Here is a 20,272-nt window from a genome sequence, read left to right on the forward strand (position 1 = left end):
TAGACATGATCGTCGAGCACGGTGTCCTGGAACCGGACTTCCACCTGTCCGTCTCGCTCGAGGAAGCGCTGAACCGGGCGCACGCCGGTGCCGGAGTGGCCTGGGTGACGCTGCAGGATCCTGCGGAGTCCGAGGTCGAGTCGGTCTTCACGGCTGCCGGATTGGGCCGGCCGGTCCGATCGGTCGCCGACCACAGGTGGGGCCACGCCGGCTTCATCGGTCTACCCGGCCATCACCAGATGACGCTGATCGAAGTGGACGACGACGGCGGCGGCGACCTCGTACCGATCACTCTGCAGGTCGTGGTCGGACCCGGATGTCTCGTCGTCCTACGGCGCGGCGGCGCCGGGAACGGCGGCGTGGGCCTGCGCCGCCGGACCGAGGCACGGCTCATCGAGTTGGGCGATGCCGTGCCGAAGGAGTGGGCGGCACTGGTCGCGCTGCTGTTCGTGCAGTTCGACGACTTCGACCGGATGCTGCAAAACATCGAGGACACCGTGGAAAGCCTCGACGCCCGGCTCTTCCCGGCACCGGACGGCACCGTTCTGCAGGACACTCACCGCGCCGATCAGTGGATCACCCGCGGCGGGCGGGCCATTCGTCTGCTCGCGCACGGGCTCGCCGAAGCCGCCGCAGACGACCGGCTGGCTGCTGACGCCGAGGTCCGCCAGGCGATCACCCGGCTGCGCACCGTGGCTGAGGACCTCGTCCAGCGGGTCGCCTGGGCCGAGCAGGCGGTCGACTCGCTGGCCGACACGATGCTGGGGCTGACCTCGCAACGCAGCAACGAACTGTCGACCCGGCAGGCCGCGGTGGCCCAGCGGATCTCGGCGTACGCGTTGCTGTTCGCCATCCCCAACGCGCTGTTCGCCCTGTACGGCACCAACTTCGAGCACCTGCCGGTGATCCTCACCCGCGACTACGGCTACGCCGTTCTGCTGGTGATCGCCGCCGGGCTGACGGCCTTCACGGCCTGGCGGCTGCGCCGCAACGGCTGGCTCTGACGCCGCGACATCGCCTTCATCTACCCGGGGTGATGCCGCCCCGCAGCGTCGTTTCGACACTGGTCCCGTGGTGATCGCTGGGAAGACGGGACGATGGCTGCGCCGGCTGGCGCCCGAACGGAAATATGTCCGCAAGGACCTCATCGCGGGCCTGCCCGGGGCGATCAGCAGCGTGCCCGACGGCATGGCGGCAAGTGTGCTGGCCGGGGTCAATCCGGTGCACGGGCTCTACGCCAGCATCTTCGGGCCGATCGGTGGCGGCCTCACCGCGAGCACCCGCCTGATGGTCATCACGACCACCAGCGCGGCGGCTCTCGCTGCCGGCTCCGCGGTCGCCGCCGTCCCCGACGAAGAACGCTCCCGCGCTCTGTTCCTGCTGACAATGATCGCCGGGGCGCTGATGGTCCTCGCCGGGATCGCGAAGCTGGGCCGGTATACGCGGTTCGTTCCGCACTCCGTGATGATCGGATTCCTGTCCGGGGTCTCCGCCAACATCATCTTCGGTCAGCTCCCCGATCTGGTGGGCGCCGAAGCCGACGGCCCCTTCGCCCTCGCCAAGGCCTGGGACCTGCTGATGCACCCCGGGCGGATACAGGCCGGCGCGACCATCGCCGGGCTGTCCGCGCTGGTCCTGCTGGTCGTGCTCGGGCGCACCAGGCTGGCCGTGTACTCGACGCTGATCGCGATGCTGGTGCCCACCATCGCCGCCGCCCTGCTGGGGGCCGATTCGATCCCCCGAGTCAGCGACGTCGGTGAGATCCCCAGCGGCCTGCCGGCGCCGGTGCTGCCGCATCTGGCCGACTTCAGTCTCAGCCTGCTCGCCGGCGCGTTCGCGGTCGCGGCCCTCGTCCTGGTGCAGGGCGCCGGAGTCAGCGAGGCGGCACCCAACCCGGATCGCAGCCGATCCGACCCCAACCAGGACTTCGTGGCGCAGGGGGTGGGCAACCTGCTCGCCGGGCTGTTCCGCGGCCAGCCGGTCGGTGGCTCGGTCGGGCAGACGGCGCTGAATCTCTCCGCCGGCGCGTCCACCCGGTGGGCCTCGATCTTCTGCGGCCTGTGGATGGCGGTGCTGCTGCTGCTCTTCTCCGGGCTGGTCGGCACGGTCGTGATGGCCACCCTCGCTGCTGTGCTGATCTTCGCGGCGATCGGTTCGTTCCGGATCGGCGACGTGCGGGCGATCCTGCGGACCGGCCGCATCTCGCAGATCGCAGTGATCGCGACGTTCCTGGCGACGTTGTTCCTGCCGGTGGCCGCGGCTGTCGGGTTCGGTCTCGTCCTGTCGCTGCTCATGCAGTTGAACCAGGAGGCGATCGACCTGCGGGTGGTGGAGCTGACTCCGCGCGAGAACGGCCTGTTCGTCGAGAAGCCGGCTCGCCGCCAGTTGGAGTCCCGTCAGGTCGTGCTGCTGGACGTGTACGGCAGCCTGTTCTACGCCGGAGCACGCACCCTGCAGGCCCGGCTGCCCGATCCGGGCCATGCGCAGAGCCCTGCGGTGGTTCTGCGGCTGCGCGGGCGGGTCTTGCTGGGCGCCACCGCGTTCGCTGTCTTCGCCGATTACGCGCAACGTCTGGACGCGGCGGGCGGGCGGCTCTTCCTCAGTGGCGTCGACCCCGCGGTGCTGGAGCAGATCCGGCGCAACCGCACGGTCGAGGACGGGACCGGCGTCCGGATCTTCGAAGCGGACGACGTGGTCGGCGAGTCGAGCCTCGAGGCCTACCACGCCGCGAACAACTGGCTCGCGACGCGCGACTGAACCACTCGCCACGGGTGAGGCGGCGGTACGACGCCCGCCACGAGGCTCGGTATTGCCATGACACCACCGCGCTCCGGGAGGTCCGCGATGCCCAATGTTCCCGACCGTCACGCTCGCACGATGTTGCCGATTCCGGACCGGCCGGCGCCTGGTCTCACCACCTACGACGCCAAGGACCCGGATACCGCGTATCCTCCGATCGAGCCGTTGATGCCGCCGGAGGGGGCGCCGAACGTCCTGATCGTCCTGCTGGACGACGTCGGTTTCGGGGCGACCAGCGCGTTCGGCGGTCCGTCCCGGACGCCGACCGCCGAGCGGCTGGCCGCGAGCGGCCTGAAATACAACCGTTTCCACACCACCGCGTTGTGCGCGCCGACGCGGGCGGCCCTGCTGTCCGGCCGTAACCACCATTCGGTGGGAATGGGCAGCATCACCGAGACCGCCACCTCGGCTCCGGGCAACAGCTCGTTGCGGCCGAACACCAAGGCGCCGCTCGCGATGACCCTGAAGCTGAACGGGTACTCGACGGCGCAGTTCGGCAAGTGCCATGAGGTGCCGGTATGGCAGTCCTCGCCGATGGGACCGTTCGACGCGTGGCCCTCGGGTGGTGGCGGATTCGAGACCTTCTACGGCTTCATCGGTGGGGAGAACAACCAATATGACCCGGCGCTCTATGACGGCACGATTCCCGTCGAGCCGCCGAAGTCCGCGGAGGACGGTTACCACCTGACCGAGGACCTGGCCGACCGGGCCGTGAACTGGGTGCGCCAGCAGAAGGCGCTGATGCCGGACAAACCGTTCTTCATGTATTTCGCTCCCGGAGCCACCCACGCTCCGCATCACGTGCCGAAGGAATGGGCCGACGGGTACCGGGGCCAGTTCGACGACGGCTGGGACGCCCTGCGCGAACGCACCTTCGCCCGGCAGAAGGAGCTGGGTGTCATCCCCGCCGACGCCGAGCTCACCGCGCGACACGCCGAGATCACGGCGTGGGACGACATGCCCGATCAGCTCAAGCCGGTGCTGGCCCGGGAGATGGAGGTGTACGCGGGATTCCTGGAGCACACCGACCATCACGTCGGACGGCTGATCGACGCGATCGAGGAGCTCGGCGTCCTCGACAACACCATCGTGTACTACATCATCGGCGACAACGGCGCGTCCGCCGAGGGCACGATGAACGGCGCCTTCAACGAGATGGCGAACTTCAACGGGATGGCGGCTCTGGAGACCCCGGAGTTCATGGTCGGAAAGATGGACGAGTTCGGGTCGCCGAGCTCGTACAACCATTACTCGGTGGGCTGGGCATGGGCCATGAACACCCCGTTCCAATGGACGAAACAGGTCGCGTCGCACTGGGGTGGTACCCGCAACGGGACCATCGTGCACTGGCCGAACGGGATCGACGAGCGCGGCGGGCTGCGGTCGCAGTTCACCCACGTGATCGACGTGGCGCCGACGATCCTGGAGGCGACCGGCCTGCCGGAGCCGACCATGGTCAACGGTGTGCAGCAGTCGCCCATGGAGGGCACCAGCATGCTCTACACCTTCAACGAGGCGGACGCGCAGGAACGCCACGACCTGCAGTACTTCGAGATGGCCGGCAACCGCGGTATCTACTTCAAGGGCTGGAGCGCGGTCACCAAGCACCGCACGCCGTGGGTCATGGTCGGTGGCACGCTGCCGGCCTTCGACGACGACGTCTGGGAGCTCTACGACGGCAGCCAGGACTACAGCCAGGCCGAGAACCTCGCCGGGAAGTTCCCCGACAAGCTGGCCCACCTGCAGCGGCTCTGGCTGATCGAAGCCACGAAGTACGGCGTGCTGCCTCTGGACGACCGCCTCATCGAGCGCGCCAACCCGGACATCGCGGGGCGCCCGACCCTGATCCAGGGAAACTCGCAGCTGCTCTTCGCCGGCATGGGCCGGCTGTCGGAGAACAGCGTGGTCAGCATCAAGAACAAGTCGTTCGCCATCACCGCCGAGGTCGAGGTGCCGGACGAAGCCGCCGAAGGAGTGATCATCGCCCAGGGCGGCCGGTTCGGCGGCTGGGCACTCTACGTCAAGGACGGCAAGGCCAAGTTCGTCTACAACGTCCTCGGCATCCAGCAGTTCGCGACCGAGGCCGACCGCCCGATCCCGGCCGGCGCCCACCAGGTCCGCATGGAGTTCGCGTACGACGGCGGCGGGCTGGCCAAGGGTGGTGACGTCGCCCTCTTCTACGACGGGAATCCGGCCGGCACCGGCCGGGTCGGAGCCACCCAGCCGATCGTCTTCTCCGCCGACGAGACCACCGACGTCGGCTACGAGTCCGGCACCACGGTCAGCACCGACTACACCACCGGCACGAGCCACTTCACCGGAAAGATCAAGTCGGTGCGGATCGATCTCGGTGAGGACACCCACGACCATCACATCGATCCCGAGGAACGGCTCCGCGTAGCCATGGCCCGACAGTAGTAACGGATCCGGGAGGGAACGGAGATGACTGAGCAGGAGCATCGAGGGTGTTGCGCTCCGGGGCGGGTCACCGTCGCCCGATCGTTCCCCGATGAGTCACCGCCGGCTCCTCCCGTACCCGTCACCGCGGAGCTTGTCACGCTGGATGGCGGCTGGTTCCGGATGGGCAGCGACGACGTGTACGCCTACGAGGAGGACGGCGAGGGCCCGGTCCGGTCGGTGCGGGTCGCGCCGTTCCGGATCGCGGCCCACGCCGTCACCAACCACGAGTTCGCCGTCTTCGCCGATGCCACGGGATACCTCACCTCGGCCGAGCGCTACGGGTCCTCGTTCGTCTTCGCGGGGCTGCTTCCGGACGATTTCCCGCCGACCCAGGGCGTGGTCGCGGCGCCCTGGTGGCGTGAGGTGCCCGGCGCGTGCTGGCGGCATCCCGAGGGGGACGGTTCGACGCTCGACGCCAGGGCCAACCATCCGGTGGTGCACGTCTCCTGGCTGGACGCCTCGGCCTACTGCCGCTGGTCGGGCCTTCGTCTGCCCACCGAGGCGGAATGGGAGTATGCCGCCCGCGGTGCCCTCGAAGGCATGCGCTTCCCCTGGGGCAACACCCTGCGCCCCGGCGGTGAGCACCGGATGAACGTGTGGCAGGGCGACTTCCCCGCCCGCAACACCCTGGCCGACGGCTATCTCGGCACCGCTCCGGTGGACGCGTTCCCGCCCAACGGCTTCGGCCTGCACAACATGACCGGAAACGTGTGGGAGTGGGCAGCGGACTGGTTCAGCCCCACCTGGCCTCGCGACGGAACCCGCGAGTTCCCGGCGGGCCCGGCCGAGGGCCGGCACCGCGCCCTACGCGGCGGGTCGTATCTCTGCCACGCCTCGTACTGCTACCGGTACCGGGTCTCGGCGCGGATGGCCAGCACCCCGGACAGTTCCGCGGGCAATGTCGGCTTCCGGTGCGCCCTCGACGGGTGACGTCATCCGCTCCGGAGGATGCCGCGGCCAACCGGCGCGCCGAGTATCGCCAGCGTGATTATCGCGCTGCTCGCCCTCATCGGTGTCGATCTGGCCGTCGTCGTCGCCCTCCTCGGCGCCACGCTGAGCCGCCGACGCTGGGTGAGCCATCAGCCGGGCGCGTTCAAGGGCGCTATCCGGGTTGCCGACGGCGAGGTTCCCGGGCTGCATCCCAAGTGGACCCGCGGCTACGGCCGCTGGGTCCGTGACGTGCTGGTGTGGTCGAAAGCGCCGTTCCTGTTCCGCAATGACCTGGTGGCGATCGACGGACTGGCCGGAGCGGTCCGAGCCGCCGAGCCCGGTGAGGTGAAACGGGCCGGTGACAACCCGATGATCGTGCCCCTGGCGACCTACGACGGCGCACGCGTCGAGGTCGCCGTCGGCGTGAAGGACCACGAGCGGGCGCTACCGCTGCACCCGGCAGCGGCCGAGTAGTCGATCACATCGTGGCATTCATCTGCGCCGGGGGAGGTGGACCCGGCACGGCAGGCGTGACGCTGCTGAGGCAATCGGCATGGCCGAACCGACTCGGAACGGCCATGTTCGGACACCGACCGATCCTGCCGACGATTGCGGAGCGGGACGGACAACCGAACGGAAGGGCGACAGACATGGCGATTGGGCCCGTCCAGCTGATCGTGCTGGGATTCCAGCAGCCGGACTTTCACGGCGAGATCATCGCGGAACTCGAACGGTTACGTACCTGGGGAACCGTACGAGTGATCGACTCCCTGGTCGTGTACAAGGACAAGGACGGTGAGCTGGAGGTCGAGCACCTCAGCAACCTGTCCGAGGACGAGGCGATAGAGGTCGGCAGCAAGGTCGGCGCCTTGATCGGCCTCGGCATCGAGGGCGAGAAAGGACTGGAGAAGGGCGCGTTCGCCGGTGCCCAGGCGGCCACCGGCGGCGTCCACGCCTTCTCCGACCAGGACGCGTGGGACGTCATCGACGACATCCCGAACGACTCCGCGGCCGCGCTGCTCCTGCTGGAACACCAGTGGGCGATTCCGCTGCGCGACGCCGTCCTGCGTGCCGGGGGCTTCCGGATCAGCGACGGATTCATCAGCCCTCTCGACCTCGTCGACATCGGTCTGGTGACCGCGCAGGACGCGGAGCAGCTGCACGACCTCGAGACGTCCGCCGCGGCGAAGGCATAACCGACAATTTGGAGGAATGAGATGTTCGGATCTCGCAGGGTCGCCCGGCGCACCGGACGACGCACGGCGCGTCGCACCAGCCGACGCAGGCGCTGAGACCGGCGCACCGTCCCAATCACACGACTCGCTTCGCCTCGTTCTCGCGGACGGGGCGACGCGATCGTTCGGAATCAACTGGCGCGAGCCGATCGATTCTCGCGCTGAGGGAGGCAGCCCATGAGTGCGGCGACGATCGCAATGATCGCCCTGGTCGTCTTCGTCTGGGGCCTGTTCTCGGCCCGGCTCGGCCGCGCCGATCTGAGCGCTCCGATCATCTTCGTCACCGCGGGCCTGCTGTTCTCCCACGGCCTGCATGTCGTCGACCCGGAACAGTCCCGGGAGATCGTCAAACTGCTCGCCGAGGTCACCCTCGTGTGGGTCCTGTTCGCCGACGCCGCCCGGGTGGGGGTCCGCGACCTTCGCGCTGACCTCGGCATGTACGCCCGGCTGCTCGCGGTGGGTCTGCCGCTCACCATCGCCGCGGGAGCGCTGCTGGCGGTGTGGCTGTTCGACGGCATGGGTGTCTGGCCGGCGCTGCTGATCGGCGCGGCCCTGGCACCCACCGACGCGGCGCTGGGTGCGGCGGTGATGACGGACCCCGCCGTCCCCGACCGGGTCCGGCGGATCATCAACGTGGAGAGTGGGCTCAACGACGGCATCGCGACTCCTGTGGTGATGGTCGCCATCGCCGGCGCCGCCGCCGCGGAGAGCGTCCAGGGCGAGGGCCCGGGTGCCGCCCTGGCCGATCTGGCGATCGGACTCGCGGTCGGCATCGTCGCCGCGCTCGTCGGCGGATGGGCGATGCGGATCGCCCGGCGCCGCGGATGGGGGTCGGAGGACTTCGCCGGCCCGGCTGTGCTGGCGCTGGCACTCGCCGTCTACGGGGGCGCCCTGTGGCTGGACGGCAACGGTTTCGTCGCTGCCTTCGTCGCCGGCATCGCCTTCGGCAACGCCGCAGGCCGTGGCGATGCCAAGGAGGTCTTCTACGTCGAGCAGACAGCCGGTCTCGTGTCGCTGCTGACCTGGTTGCTGTTCGGGGCGCTGGCCGTCCCGATCGTCTTCGCACAGGCCGACTGGCGGGTGGTGGGCTACGCCGTACTGAGCCTCACCGTGGTACGGATGCTGCCGGTCGCGCTGGTCCTGATCGGCGCCAAGCTGTCCCCGCCGACGGTCGCGTTCATCGGATGGTTCGGCCCACGTGGCCTCGCGTCGATCATCTTCGCGCTGATCGGTCTCGAGGAACTCGGCGACGACGGCGAATTCGCCGCGGCGGTCATCGGCACGGCCGTGCTGATCAGCGTGTTCGCGCACGGCCTGAGCGCGAAACCACTCGCGAACAGATACGCGCAGAACGCCGCCGGGACCGCACCCGCGCCACCCGACGCACCGGCAGTCCCGCATCCACCGGTTCGCCGTCTGCTGCACCACCATCCGAACGCCGCTCACCCGCGGCAACCCGATGAAGGGAACGCCTGACAGCAGCCTCCCCAGCCTCGGCGTCTGCACGGGGCTCGGCCGCCACCTTCCGTCGCTCCAAAGCCGAAGGCGGCGATACCGGCGGTCGGTTGAACGGGCGCAGACAGAGGTTCGCTCACCCGTCCCGGATGGCGTGGTCACATGGCCGGAGCACGACCATTACCGGCGACGGCAACGACAGGCGGGCCGCGGTGACGGAGGTGAGCGGACGATGCCAATGGAGCCGTCCGCGTTCGAGTCGGCGATCCCCCGGCGGCTGCGCCCTCGGGCGGCACTGATCGTCGGCAGCCGGATGGGCCGCCCGCTGATGCGCGGCGTCGGCGAACTGCTCCGGGTACAGATCTTCGACCGGTCGATGACTCTGGCCGCGCAGGCGTTCACGTCTATCTTTCCCCTGCTGATCATGTTGAGCGCGTTGGGCGGCACGGAATATCGCGACCGGCTCAGCGACCTGATGACCCTGCCGGACGCCAGCGAGCAGCTGTTGCACCAGGCAGTCAGCGGCAGCCGCAGCAACGCCTTCGGCCTGGTGGGTTGCCTCATCGTCGTCCTCTCGGCCACCGGCTTGAGCCGAGCCATGATCCGGGCCTACCGAGACGTCTGGTCGATCAAGACTCGGCCGGCCGGTCCCGCTGCGACCGCCGGCCAAGTCGGCGCGGTGCTGGCCCTGGTCGTCTTCGTGTTTGCGGCGCGACTGCTCGGCTGGCTCGCCGGAATGCTTCCCGCGCCCCGGCTCGGGCAGGCCGTGGCCTATCTGCTCGCCGACTGTGCGACGGCGATCCTGGTGCCTTGGCTGCTGCTGGGCAAGCGGGCGCCGCGGGCCCCGTTGCTGTTCGGCGGCGCGGCGTTCGGGCTGATCATGTTGGCGGTACGTGCCGCCGGGTCGGTGTACCTGCCCCGGGCGTTGCAGTCGAGCGCCGACCGGTACGGGACGATCGGGCTGGCCTTCACCTTCGTCGGCTGGCTCTATGTGCTTTCGTTCTGTCTGCTGCTCTCCGCGGTCGTCGGCGGAGTGCTGGCCGGCCTCCGGTCAGACCGACCGGCGCAGGTGCAAGGCGGGAGCCACCTCGCCGAGGCCGGCGACGAGACGGCCAACCCCGGTCCTCAGCATCAGCGTGCCCAGGGGGAAGCCGGACGCGAACCGCAGGACCGCACCGGCCAGCGTCCACCGCACCCTGAGGAGCGGTAAACCGGTCCGGCGGACGCGAGCAGCCACGAAGGCTGGACGGCTATTGGCCGCCCTGGCCGTGCAACGCGTCCTGCAGCTCCGCCTCAGCCTCCTTGGACAGCGAGGACTTGAGCACGGTGCCGCCGAACCGGCTGAGCGCGTCCACCCACCTGGTGGTGGTTCGTCGTGACGTGGAACTTGCCCTCCCGGTCGCGGATGATCACCGCGATCGCGTCCGGCTGGATGATCAGATCCTTCGCCAGCCGGCCGGCCTCCAGTGATGCCGCCGTCGCGGTGGTCTCGTCGGGGTACCCGATGGCGACCAGAGTTGCCAGGACCTCTCACCTGTCTTGAGCACCTGGGCAGGATGAGTTCTGGGTGCGGCCGGTGGCCTCATCCCCCTCGAATGAGCGCACCTGTGGCTCAACCGTACTGAGGCGGAGGAGTCGAACGCGGCCGCGCCACCGAGGTCGCGGTCCGTGCGGTCCCGGCGACCAGGGAACCGATCGCGATTCCGAGCAACAGGTTGAGCGTGGCCGTGTACAGCCGCGCGCCGGTGCTCCCGTCGGTGAGGAACGGCGCCAGCATCGCCACCACGGTAGCCAGGCCGACCACCCAGCCGAAGAACCGCATCGGTCGCGGCGTGGTCCGGATCAATACGTGCACCACGCCGGTGGCGACCAGAGCCGCGATCGCGGCGCCGAGCGCATACCAGCCGGTGTCCGCGTCACCCCAGACGCCCTCGCCTTTGGGTGCCAGCACGTCGACGTCGAACAGGCCCCGTCCCAGCAGGATGCCGACGATCGCGATCAGGGCGGCCACTGCTGCGGTGGCCGCCCCACCGGCCCAGAGCCGGCCGGCGTTGACAGTGGCGCGGACGGAATCGGACGGTGCGTTGTAGCCGGTCATTCAGTGCCTCCTGACCAGACGCGGGAGCTGCCGGCCGAAGAGTCGCCGAAAAGCACGGACCCCCGCTTCATCCAGCCGGGATGAACGGCCCGGCCGCGCGACCGGGCGTGGCGCGTTTGACCTGGATGGCACGTGACCATGCAACTTTGTTGGGTACGTATCCGGCCGCTGCCCGACGGCGGCGTCGCCCTCCAGCTTTCTTTCGTGGTCGGGCCGAGGCGTGCGTGGGCAAACCTCTGGAAGGTCACGATCGACTCGCTCGGCCCCCTCCTCGGACACAGCATCGACGCGTACGGACAGAGGGCGCGTGATGGCCACCTCATCGATCTTGGAATGCACTGCGTCGTCGACCCTGCGGTGGACATGACGTCATCATCGCGGTTCGCGCGAATGGATCTTGCGATCGATAGTGAACGTTGCCCACAACAGGTTTGTTGCGGGCTTCACGGCTCGGATGATCAAGCGCGCGAGCGCGCCGATCATTTCTCCGACGGCTGCATCATGGGCGTGGTGGTCGTAGGCGCAGCGGAGAGGGCCTCACCGACGTTCGCGAGCAGTTCGACGGCGGTGAACGGTTTGTGGACGATGCGGGTCGTCTCGCCGAGGCTGTACTGGCGGCGCAGCTCGGTGTCGCTGTAGCCGGACATGAACAGCACACGCAGGTCCGGGTGCCGGGCCCGGATCTGGTCGGCGAGCGCCGGGCCGGATTTGTCGGGCAGCACGATATCGGTGATCAGCAGGGCCACGCCGTGCAGGTCGGCGTCGGCCACGGAGCCCTCGCTCAGGGCGATGGCGTGATACCCGTTCTCCTGGAGGATCCGGAGCACGAGATCCCGTACGTATTCCTCGTCCTCGATGACCGCCACCAGCTCACCGTGACCGGGGGAGCGCCTTGCGGCCGGCGCTGCCGGCTGGTCGGCCGGCTCTGCCGCCGGTGGCAGCAGGATACGGAAGGTCGTGCCGACGCCCGGGGTCGACTCCACGCCGATGTGCCCATCGGCATCACCCACGATGCCGTAGACCGTGGCCAGGCCGAGACCGGTGCCCTGATCTGCCGGTTTGGTGGTGAAGAAAGGCTCGAACAGCCGGTCTCGCACCTCTGCCGTCATACCGGTGCCGGTGTCACTGACCGTCAGGCGGGCATACGGTCCCGGCGGCAACGGCGTGGCGTCTCCCGCGCAGACCTCGGCGAGGTCGGTCTCGACCACCACCACGCCGCCGTCGGGCATCGCGTCGCGCGCGTTGATGACGAGGTTGAGCAGGATCTGGTCGAGCCGTCCGCGGTTGGCGCACACCGGCAAGGCGTGATTGCGGGGCCGACAGACGAGCCGGACGTTCGCGCCGATAGTGCGGCTGAGCAGTTCGCCGGCATCGGTGACCACTTCATTGAGGTCGACGACCTCCACCTTGGTCGGTTCCCGCTTGGCGAACACCAGCAATTGCCCGGTGAGGGACTTGGCTCGGTCGGCGGCATCCCGGATCCTGGCCAGGTCGCGGGTGCCTTCGCCGGTGACCTCCTCGGCGAGGAAGTCGGCGTAGTTGAGGATGATGGCGAGCAGATTGTTGAAGTCGTGGGCGATGCCACCGGCGAGCTGGCCGAGGCTCTCGAGCCGGGCGGCCCGCGCCGAACGCTGCCGGGCCAGCTTCTCATCAGTGATGTCCCGTTCGGTGGCCGCAGCGGCGACAACGGTGCCGTGCTCGTCCCGAATCGGCGAGGCGACCATGGAAACGAGGAAGGGCGTGCCGTCGCCGCGTACCCGCGAAGTCTCGTCCAACCGGATCCGCTTGCCGGCGGCCAGATCACTCAGCGATCGACGCAGCCGCTCCGGCTCATCGGTCCCGATCACGTCGGTGACCGGCCTGCCGATGACCTGGGCCGCGGTGTAGCCGTAAATCCGTTCCGCACCACCGTTCCAGGCGGTAAGAGTGCCGTCGAGCTGGCTCACCATGATCGCGTCGGAGGACTGTTCCACAATCGCGGCCAGCATCTCCCGCTCCCGCGCCGCACTGGTGATGGCCTGCAACGCAGCCCGCAGGTGGCCGGCGATGCCCCAGCTGATCAGCGTGGTGCACACCACCGTCAGCAGCCGCACGAACTGATCGGTCGAGCCCAGCAGACCCTGCCAGGTGGAGATCGCGAACGCCGCGAGCAGCGCGTAGCCGCCGATGGCGAGGACCGCCGGCGGATTGGCCGCGGCCACGGCCAGCGGCGCCCCGATCGCCATCACGCCGAACACGAGCAGCCGCGCCGGCGCGGCCGCGGAGATCGCTCCGAGCAGGGTCACCGTCGCCACCGACACCAAGACGTAGGGCGACCGCCATGCCGCTCGCTCATCAAAGGCCGGTAACGAAGGCCTCATCGAGGCGTGACCCTTCTGTGAAGCTGATATCGGTTTGTTATGACCGGATATCGGTAGGATAATCCCGGATCTTTCGCTCGATCCGACGTTCGGCGAACAGGTGAAGTCCTGGGCCTGCAGATCGCCCCCGGCGGATGTGGCCGGACCGCGATCATGAGCCGCACAACGCGCCGACGCTGGTTCCTGCGTGTTGACCACGTCCCCGACGTTTCGGACGTAGGGGTCGCTGATCGGGCCGCCGCCACGACGTCGCCGTGTTGACCATGGCCCGGCGCACGTAGGCGACCGGCGCGTCCATCGTGGACACCCGTTTCCAGTGCCGGTGGGTCTTCTCGAGGGCGGACAGGTCAACGCCCGTGGATGCCGGAAAGGTTGAGTGGGGTCCGCAACGCGCTGAGAACGGCGGTGATCTCGGGGCGCGGGGTGGCCGGCCGCCGGACGGCGGCGGTGATCCGGCGGGTCACCGGCGGGGTGAGCGGGCGGGTGGTGACCCGGTAGCGGGGGTCGACGGCGAGGCTGGGCAGCAGGGCGATCGAGCGGCCCTTCTCCACGTGCCGCAACGCGATCATGTAGTTGTTGAAGCGGCAGATCACGTCCGGTTCGAAGCCGGCCGCGCGGCACAGGCGAGTGGCGAGCTCGGACATGTACGAGCCGGTCACGTCGAAGGTCCAGCGCTGCCCATGGCATTTGTCCAGGCTGATCGCTTCGTCTCGGGTCATCGGGTGGTCGTCCGGCAGGACCAGCACGATCTCGTCCTCGGCGATCGGCACCAGGTCGATGGACGGATCGAGCTCGGCGCCGACGAAGTCGCTGGTCGTGATGATGACGTCGACGTCGCCGCGGCGCAGGGCGGGCATGCTCTCGTGCGGCTCGGACTCCAGCAGCACGACGGTGACGTCCGGATGCCGCTCGGCGAGCACGGCCACGGCCGGTTCGGCCAGGGCGTGCACGGCGCTCTGGAACGCGGCGAGGGTCACCGTGCCGGCCGGCTCGTCGGCCAGACCGCGCAGTTCGGCCTCGGCGGCGTCCATCGCGGCCAGGATCTCCCGGGCCCGGCCGGCCAGCAGCACTCCGGCGGCGGTGAGCCGGATCCGGCGGCCGGTGCGCTCCAGCAGTGCCGTGCGGGTCTCCCGTTCCAGCGTCGCGAGCTGCTGGGAGACCGCGGACGGGCTGAGTTTGCCGCGCTGGGCGACAGCCCGGACCGTGCCGTAGGTAGCCAGGTCGGTGAGCAGGCGCAGGCGCCACGGGTTGAGCGTCATGAACGGACTGTACGGCTCTGCTTAACAGCAGTGGCACAAATGTGCGCTGGACGTGATGCTCGGTGACTTTCTAGCGTCGTCTCATGGCTGATTTCTGGGAAGACGCCGAACGTCACCTGGTCCGCTACTCCGGCGCGGGACGCTTCGTCCCCGAGATCATCGAGCGCGCTTCCGGAAGCTTCGTCTACACCGCCGACGGCCGTCAGCTCCTCGACTTCACGTCCGGGCAGATGAGCGCGATCCTCGGCCACTCCCACCCGGCCGTGGTGGCCACCATCCAGCGGCAGGCCGCCACCCTCGACCACCTGTTCAGCGGCATGCTGTCCCGCCCGGTCGTCGACCTGGCCCGCCGGCTCGCCGAGTCGCTGCCCGACCCGCTGGAGAAGGTGCTGCTGCTGACCACCGGCGCCGAGTCGAACGAGGCGGCCATCCGGATGGCAAAACTGGTCACCGGCCGGCACGAGGTGATCTCCTTCGCCCGGTCGTGGCACGGCATGACGCAGGCGGCGGCGAGCGCCACCTACAGCTCCGGGCGCAAGGGGTACGGGCCGGCCGCCCCCGGCAACTTCGCGATCCCGACGCCGAACTCGTACCGCCCCGACTTCACCGCGGCCGACGGTTCGCTCGACTGGCGGCGGCAGCTGGACTTCGCGTTCGAGCTGTTCGACGCCCAGTCGGTGGGCGCCCTGGCGGCCTGCATCATCGAGCCCATCCTCAGCTCGGGCGGGGTGCTCGACCTGCCACCCGGCTACCTGGCCGCGCTGCGCGACAAATGCCACGAGCGCGGCGGCCTGCTGATCCTCGACGAGGCCCAGACCGGCCTGTGCCGCACCGGCGACTGGTACGCCTTCCAGCGCGACGGCGTGGTCCCGGACATCCTGACCCTGTCCAAGACGCTCGGCGCCGGCCTGCCGCTCGCCGCCGTGATCACGTCGGCCGAGATCGAACAGACCGCCCACGACCGGGGGTTCCTGTTCTTCACCACCCACGTCTCCGACCCGCTGGTGGCCGCGGTCGGGAACACCGTCCTGGATGTGCTGGAGGGTTCCCGACTCGCGGAGCAGGCCGCCGAGCTGGGGGCGTACCTCCGGAAGGGTCTTCGGGGTCTGGCGGAGAAGCACGAGGTCATCGGCGACGTGCGCGGCCGCGGCCTGCTCATCGGCCTCGAACTGGTGCGCGACCGCGACTCGAAACAGCCCGCCGACGAGTTGGGCACCGCGGTCACCCGGCGCTGCCTGGAGCTCGGCCTGCACATGAACGTGGTGCAGCTGCCCGCGATGGGCGGGGTGTTCCGGATCGCCCCGGCGCTGACCTCGACCCACGCCGAGCTCGACCTGGGCCTGGAGATCCTCGACCGGGCCTTGGCGGAGGTGACGCCGCGGTTCCCGCTCAGCCGTTGACGACCAGTCCTCGCGCCGCGGTCAGCTGACATAGGTTTGCCCCATGTGGCCGCCTCCGGAGCCCGATTGCCGGCTCCACCCGGCCGTCGAGGTTCGGCCCTCCCCCATCGCCGGGGAGGGGCTGTTCACGCGGGTCAGCCTTCCGGCGGGCACCGCGGTGTCGTGCATCGGCGGCCGTCTGGTGCCGGGCAACGAGTTACGTCGGCTCCTGCGGGCCGGCGCGGGATACGTCGACACCATCACCGTGACGGCCGACGTCCACCTGGTGCTGCCGCCGGGCCGGCCCAACGGCAAGGGCAACCACGGATGCGACCCGAACCTATGGTGGTCAGCGCCCTACACACTCGCCGCCCGGCGGGACATCGCGGCCGGCGAGGAGCTCACCAACGACTACGCGACGAGCACCGGCGAGGAGGATTTCGTCATGCCGTGCCGCTGCGGCAGCCCGCTGTGCCGCGGCTCGGTCACCGGGAACGACTGGTCGCGGCCCGACCTGCAGCGGCGATACGGCGATCACTGGGTGCCGGACCTGCTGGCCCGGATCCACGCGTCACGCCGGCCCAGGTCGAGCAGCTGACGGTCGTGCAGTCGGCTCAGCAGCAATAGGCTGACGATCGCGCCTACCGCGGCCATCGCCATGTCCCACTGGGTGTCCCAGACGTCGCCCTGGGTGCCGAGGAAGTCATCGGCGCTGGAACCGCCGATCAGCGCGGCCACCCACTCGAACAGCTCCCAGGTGGCACTGACCGCCATCACCACACAGAGGACCAGGGCACTGAGCCAGCCGCCCGGCCGCAGCGGGGTGCGGCGCAGCAGAATCTCCCGGGCGATGATCGCCGGCACGAACCCCTGAGCGAGGTGCCCGAGCCGGTCGTACGGGTTGCGGGCAAGCCCGAGGGCGTCCCTCACCCAGTCGCCCGCCGGCACCTCGGCATAGGTCCAGTGGCCGCCGATCATCAGGATCAGGGCCTGCGCCAGGATCAGCCGGTAGACGACCGGCGTAAGCGGAAACCGCCGGTAGGTGAGCACCAGGATCGGTGCGGCGATGAGGGCCGCGAGCACCTCCATGAACCAGGTGCCGAGCGAGGCGGCCCCGATCGCCGACACGACCAGGGCGACGAGGCCGACCGCCAGCAGAATCACGGGCTCACGGCGCGGTGGTGTGGTCACGGGGTACAGCCTCGTCCCGGAACGGCCGCCCGTCACGGGTATCCGTACTCAGCAGGCACGCCATCTCCGGGCCGGGTGCGTCGGTTGACGAATCCGGTCAGGCGGTACCGGACAACCGCCGTCGATTTCTACCTTCCCGGATGATCCCGTCCGCACTGCGCACTGTGAACGCTGAGGAGGTGCACGATCGATGGGGGCGACACGGGGTTCCGGCCGGCGTGTCGACGCTTCTGGGCGCGATCGTCGGCGCCCTGACCAACCTGGCCACGTCGGGCTGGTCCTGGGCACTGGCGGCCGGCGCGCTGGTGGCGGCCGGGTGCTGGGTGGCCTGGGAGATGCGCCTGCGATCCCGGGATCAGCGCGAGGCCGCGGCTGAGGCCCGCGCACGGGTACTGTCCATCGTCGACTCGGCCGACAGCGGTGGCGGGGGCGGCGCGTTCGACCTGTTGGTGGCGACCCGCCGGGTGATGCCGACACAGGGCCGCCGGATGGAGTTCGAACAACTCCAGGACTGGTCCGACGAGGAGGCCCTGGTCAACGTGCTGGTCCTGTCGGGGCCCGCCGGCGTCGGCAAGACTCGCCTGGCTCTGGAGTTCGGCCTGTCCCTGCCGGAGCCATGGGTCGCCGGCTGGTTGGTGCCAGGCCGGGGCGCCGAGGCGGTCCGTGCGATCGCGGCCGGCGGCGACCCGACGCTGGTACTGGTGGACGATGCGGACACCCGAGCCGACCTGCCGGATCTCCTCGCTGCGGCCGCCGAGCACACCGGCGCACCCTGGCTGCGCATCCTGCTGGTGGTGCGGGACGGGACGTCGTTGCAGGCCATGCTGCGACCGCTGGTGCCCGACGCGGCCCGGCACCTGGCCCGAGGCCCGGTGTTGCAAGTCGGCGCGCTCGGCGGCGCCGGCGACCGGGAGCGCTGGTATGCCCAGGCGGTCGGCCGTTTCGCGGTACGGCTGGGCGTGCCGGCACCCACCGCCAAAACGCTGGCCGGCCACGTAGGCACCGACGGCGAGACAACGCTGATCCTGCTGGCCCGGGCACTGCTGACGGTGCTCGCGTCCGGTCCGCAGCGAGACACGTCCGGCGTCGTCCGCCGAATGTCGGCGGGCGAGGTTATCGGCGAGCTGTTCGCCCATGAGGAGGCTTGGTGGGAGTCGTCCGCGTCTGCCGAGACGTGGGGCGTGTTATCGCTGGGAGCCGAGGTGAGGCAGCGATGCGTCCTGGCGCTGGCCCTGCGCGGCGGCACCGGCGAGCAGGCGGCGGCATTGGTGCTGCGACGCTTGCCGGACCTGGCGGATGCCTCCGAACTGCAGGTACGCAACGCCGCCCGCTGGGTGGCGCACCTGTATCCGGCGGCCGGCTACCGCATCGAGCCGGACCTGCTGGGCGACTGGTTCATCGTCGACCGACTCCTCCGGCACCCCAACCTGGCCGTCCGGCTGCTGGCCGACCTGGACCAGACCGAGGAACAGCAGGTCCTCACGGTCCTGACCCGGGCAGCCAGCGTCTTCCCGGCCGCGCTCCCGATCCTGGCCCGTGTCTGGCGGGCCGGCGGCGCTGAGGTAGCGCAGCTCGCAATCCGCTTCGCGTCCATCCACCACACGGCGATGCTCGACGAACACCTCGCGACCTTCATCTCCGACATAGACGCGACTTCGGCGACGTTCGCGGCATTGGATCGGCAGCTTGATGATTACTCGCTTCCCCGGACCAGACTCTCCGTGGCTCGACGCCTGGTTTCCCTTTGGCGTGCAGACACGAGCGACGAGGGAGTGGAGCAACTCGGCCGAGCGTTGAACAACCTCGGCTCGTGTCTGTCCCGGTTGGGCAAACATCGGCAAGCCCGCGCGGCTACAGCCGAGGCTGTCACCATCTGGCGAGAGCTCGCTGCCGGCAATCCCGCCTACCGCGCATTCCTCGGAGACGCTTTGCGCAGCGTCAGCAACCGGCTGAGGGAGTTGGGTGAACACCGACAATCCCTCACAGCCGCCAACGAGGCCGTTCTTATCTGGCAGGAACTCGTTAACGACGATCCTGCCTACCGCTCCGAGCTCGCCCGCGCCCTGAACAGCCTCGGAAAATGTCTCGCGAACTTAGGTGACCGGCAGCGAGCTCAGCTGGCCAGCATCGATGCCGTCACCATCTGGCGAGACCTTCTTACCGACGATCCTGCCTACCGCTCCGAGCTCGCTCGCGCCCTCAACGACCTCGGCAACCACTCGTCCAGCCTGGGCGAGTACCTCCGGGCCATGGCAGCCACATACGAGGCCGTCACCATCTGGCGACATCTCGTCGCCGACGAACCTGCCGATCGGGCCGAACTCGCGAGCACCTTGAACAACCTCGGCAGTCGTCAGGCAGAGCTGGGCGAACATCGACAAGCACTACAGACCACCAACGAGGCTGTCGCCGTCTGGCGGGAGCTCGCTCTCGTGAATACCGCGCATCGACCAGACCTTGCCCGCACCCTGAACAATGTCGGCAGCCATCTGGCAGAGGTGGGGGAACGCCGACAGGCGATCTCCGCCACCATCGAGGCAGTCGACCTATGGCGAGCCATCGTCCCCGATAACCCCGCCTATCGGCCCGACTTCGCCGGCGCCCTGATCAACCTCGGCACTGACCTGTCCGGGCTGCGCGAACATCGACAAGCGCTCACGGTTACGAACGAGGCCGTCGTCCTCTGGCGAGACCTGGCCGCCGACAACGTCGCGCACCGCCCCCTCCTCGCCCAAGCCCTGAACGCCCTGAGTAGCCGTTTTTCAGAGTTGGGAGACCACCGGCAGGCCCACGCGGCTTCCGAAGAGAGCATCGCCATCTGGCAAGAACTCAACCCCGAAAACCCAGCCCACCGGTCTGAGTTCGCACGCGCCCTGCACAATCAGGCGGCGAACCTATGCGAACTCGAAGATCACGACAGTGAGTTCGCGCACCGCCAAGACTCGCTGAGGCAATACGAAGCATGCCTCGCCGCCGACACCACGCTCTACGCGCCGCAATACCGGCAAGCGGTAGCCGGACTGCAGGCGGCCTACGTTCAGCACGGGCGCCACGAGGAAGCCGCCGTCCTCGGCATCACCCCACATCCCCCGGTGGTATGACTGTC

At 69.3% G+C, this 20,272-nt stretch carries 16 protein-coding genes; 11 read left to right on the forward strand and 5 right to left on the reverse strand.

Annotated elements, in window-relative coordinates; translation table 11 throughout:
* Nucleotides 1–5 precede the first annotated feature (5 nt).
* From Ato02nite_RS02390 to Ato02nite_RS02425, 8 genes are all read left to right on the forward strand, one after another.
* Nucleotides 6–1,004, forward strand: a complete 999-nt coding sequence (locus Ato02nite_RS02390) for a CorA family divalent cation transporter (RefSeq protein ID WP_213004661.1) — start codon at nt 6–8, stop codon at nt 1,002–1,004.
* A gap of 67 nt (nt 1,005–1,071) precedes the next feature.
* Complete coding sequence (locus tag Ato02nite_RS02395) at nt 1,072–2,757, forward strand: SulP family inorganic anion transporter (RefSeq protein WP_213004662.1); 1,686 nt, start codon at nt 1,072–1,074, stop codon at nt 2,755–2,757.
* Nucleotides 2,758–2,877: 120 nt separating this feature from the next.
* A complete protein-coding gene (locus Ato02nite_RS02400; protein WP_281419683.1) occupies nt 2,878–5,217 on the forward strand; it encodes an arylsulfatase in 2,340 nt (779 codons plus the stop codon).
* A gap of 24 nt (nt 5,218–5,241) precedes the next feature.
* Nucleotides 5,242–6,189, forward strand: a complete 948-nt coding sequence (locus Ato02nite_RS02405; protein ID WP_213004664.1) for a formylglycine-generating enzyme family protein — start codon at nt 5,242–5,244, stop codon at nt 6,187–6,189.
* A 54-nt stretch (nt 6,190–6,243) separates the two neighbouring features.
* Nucleotides 6,244–6,663, forward strand: coding sequence for a DUF2550 family protein (locus Ato02nite_RS02410; RefSeq protein WP_213004665.1), 420 nt, complete (start codon nt 6,244–6,246; stop codon nt 6,661–6,663).
* A 176-nt stretch (nt 6,664–6,839) separates the two neighbouring features.
* Nucleotides 6,840–7,385 (forward strand): hypothetical protein, encoded by a 546-nt coding sequence (locus tag Ato02nite_RS02415; RefSeq protein WP_213004666.1) that lies wholly within the window; start codon nt 6,840–6,842, stop codon nt 7,383–7,385.
* 216 nt (nt 7,386–7,601) lie between these two features.
* On the forward strand, nt 7,602–8,900 hold the full coding sequence (locus Ato02nite_RS02420) for a cation:proton antiporter (RefSeq protein WP_213004667.1): 1,299 nt from the start codon (nt 7,602–7,604) through the stop codon (nt 8,898–8,900).
* Nucleotides 8,901–9,192: 292 nt separating this feature from the next.
* A complete protein-coding gene (locus Ato02nite_RS02425) occupies nt 9,193–10,089 on the forward strand; it encodes a YihY/virulence factor BrkB family protein (protein ID WP_246606002.1) in 897 nt (298 codons plus the stop codon).
* Between the two features lie 40 nt (nt 10,090–10,129).
* Here the strand turns inward: Ato02nite_RS02425 and Ato02nite_RS51300 are convergent, their stop codons facing one another.
* The 4 genes from Ato02nite_RS51300 to Ato02nite_RS02445 form a co-directional block, all read right to left on the reverse strand.
* The gene (locus Ato02nite_RS51300) at nt 10,130–10,234 is read right to left on the reverse strand and encodes a DUF1269 domain-containing protein (protein WP_246606004.1); all 105 of its coding nucleotides are present in this window, start codon (nt 10,232–10,234) and stop codon (nt 10,130–10,132) included.
* A 257-nt stretch (nt 10,235–10,491) separates the two neighbouring features.
* Nucleotides 10,492–10,977, reverse strand: coding sequence for a DUF6069 family protein (locus Ato02nite_RS02435; protein WP_213004668.1), 486 nt, complete (start codon nt 10,975–10,977; stop codon nt 10,492–10,494).
* A 479-nt stretch (nt 10,978–11,456) separates the two neighbouring features.
* Nucleotides 11,457–13,535, reverse strand: coding sequence for a hybrid sensor histidine kinase/response regulator (locus Ato02nite_RS02440; protein WP_246606006.1), 2,079 nt, complete (start codon nt 13,533–13,535; stop codon nt 11,457–11,459).
* A gap of 149 nt (nt 13,536–13,684) precedes the next feature.
* Complete coding sequence (locus Ato02nite_RS02445) at nt 13,685–14,596, reverse strand: LysR family transcriptional regulator (protein WP_213004669.1); 912 nt, start codon at nt 14,594–14,596, stop codon at nt 13,685–13,687.
* 83 nt (nt 14,597–14,679) lie between these two features.
* On the opposite strand from Ato02nite_RS02445, the gene Ato02nite_RS02450 reads away from it, so the two are divergent.
* Nucleotides 14,680–15,996, forward strand: coding sequence for an aspartate aminotransferase family protein (locus Ato02nite_RS02450; RefSeq protein ID WP_213004670.1), 1,317 nt, complete (start codon nt 14,680–14,682; stop codon nt 15,994–15,996).
* Between the two features lie 43 nt (nt 15,997–16,039).
* Nucleotides 16,040–16,573 carry an SET domain-containing protein gene (locus Ato02nite_RS02455; protein WP_213004671.1) on the forward strand — a complete coding sequence of 178 codons (534 nt, stop codon included), beginning with the start codon at nt 16,040–16,042 and terminating at the stop codon, nt 16,571–16,573.
* On the opposite strand, the gene Ato02nite_RS02460 is transcribed toward Ato02nite_RS02455, so the two are convergent.
* Nucleotides 16,510–17,166: a DUF2238 domain-containing protein gene (locus Ato02nite_RS02460; RefSeq protein ID WP_246606008.1), complete on the reverse strand. Its 657-nt coding sequence runs from the start codon at nt 17,164–17,166 to the stop codon at nt 16,510–16,512. The two genes, Ato02nite_RS02455 and Ato02nite_RS02460, sit on opposite strands and share 64 nt — an antisense overlap.
* Before the next feature lie 218 nt (nt 17,167–17,384).
* Between Ato02nite_RS02460 and Ato02nite_RS02465 the strand changes: the two genes are divergently transcribed.
* Nucleotides 17,385–20,267 (forward strand): tetratricopeptide repeat protein, encoded by a 2,883-nt coding sequence (locus Ato02nite_RS02465; protein ID WP_213004672.1) that lies wholly within the window; start codon nt 17,385–17,387, stop codon nt 20,265–20,267.
* Nucleotides 20,268–20,272: the final 5 nt, after the last annotated feature.

It is taken from the genome of Paractinoplanes toevensis (genome assembly GCF_018332695.1).
Classification (GTDB): domain Bacteria; phylum Actinomycetota; class Actinomycetes; order Mycobacteriales; family Micromonosporaceae; genus Actinoplanes; species Actinoplanes toevensis.

Excerpts from the sequence above, each read along its gene's own strand:
- Ato02nite_RS02390 (WP_213004661.1), top strand. The coding sequence starts at position 6 with ATGATCGTCGAGCACGGTGTCCTGGAACCGGACTTCCACCTGTCCGTC.
- Ato02nite_RS02400 (WP_281419683.1), top strand. The coding sequence starts at position 2,878 with ATGTTGCCGATTCCGGACCGGCCGGCGCCTGGTCTCACCACCTACGAC.
- Ato02nite_RS02405 (WP_213004664.1), top strand. The coding sequence starts at position 5,242 with ATGACTGAGCAGGAGCATCGAGGGTGTTGCGCTCCGGGGCGGGTCACC.
- Ato02nite_RS02415 (WP_213004666.1), top strand. The coding sequence starts at position 6,840 with ATGGCGATTGGGCCCGTCCAGCTGATCGTGCTGGGATTCCAGCAGCCG.
- Ato02nite_RS02420 (WP_213004667.1), top strand. The coding sequence starts at position 7,602 with ATGAGTGCGGCGACGATCGCAATGATCGCCCTGGTCGTCTTCGTCTGG.
- Ato02nite_RS02425 (WP_246606002.1), top strand. The coding sequence starts at position 9,193 with ATGGGCCGCCCGCTGATGCGCGGCGTCGGCGAACTGCTCCGGGTACAG.
- Ato02nite_RS02435 (WP_213004668.1), bottom strand. The coding sequence starts at position 10,977 with ATGACCGGCTACAACGCACCGTCCGATTCCGTCCGCGCCACTGTCAAC.
- Ato02nite_RS02445 (WP_213004669.1), bottom strand. The coding sequence starts at position 14,596 with ATGACGCTCAACCCGTGGCGCCTGCGCCTGCTCACCGACCTGGCTACC.
- Ato02nite_RS02450 (WP_213004670.1), top strand. The coding sequence starts at position 14,680 with ATGGCTGATTTCTGGGAAGACGCCGAACGTCACCTGGTCCGCTACTCC.
- Ato02nite_RS02455 (WP_213004671.1), top strand. The coding sequence starts at position 16,040 with ATGTGGCCGCCTCCGGAGCCCGATTGCCGGCTCCACCCGGCCGTCGAG.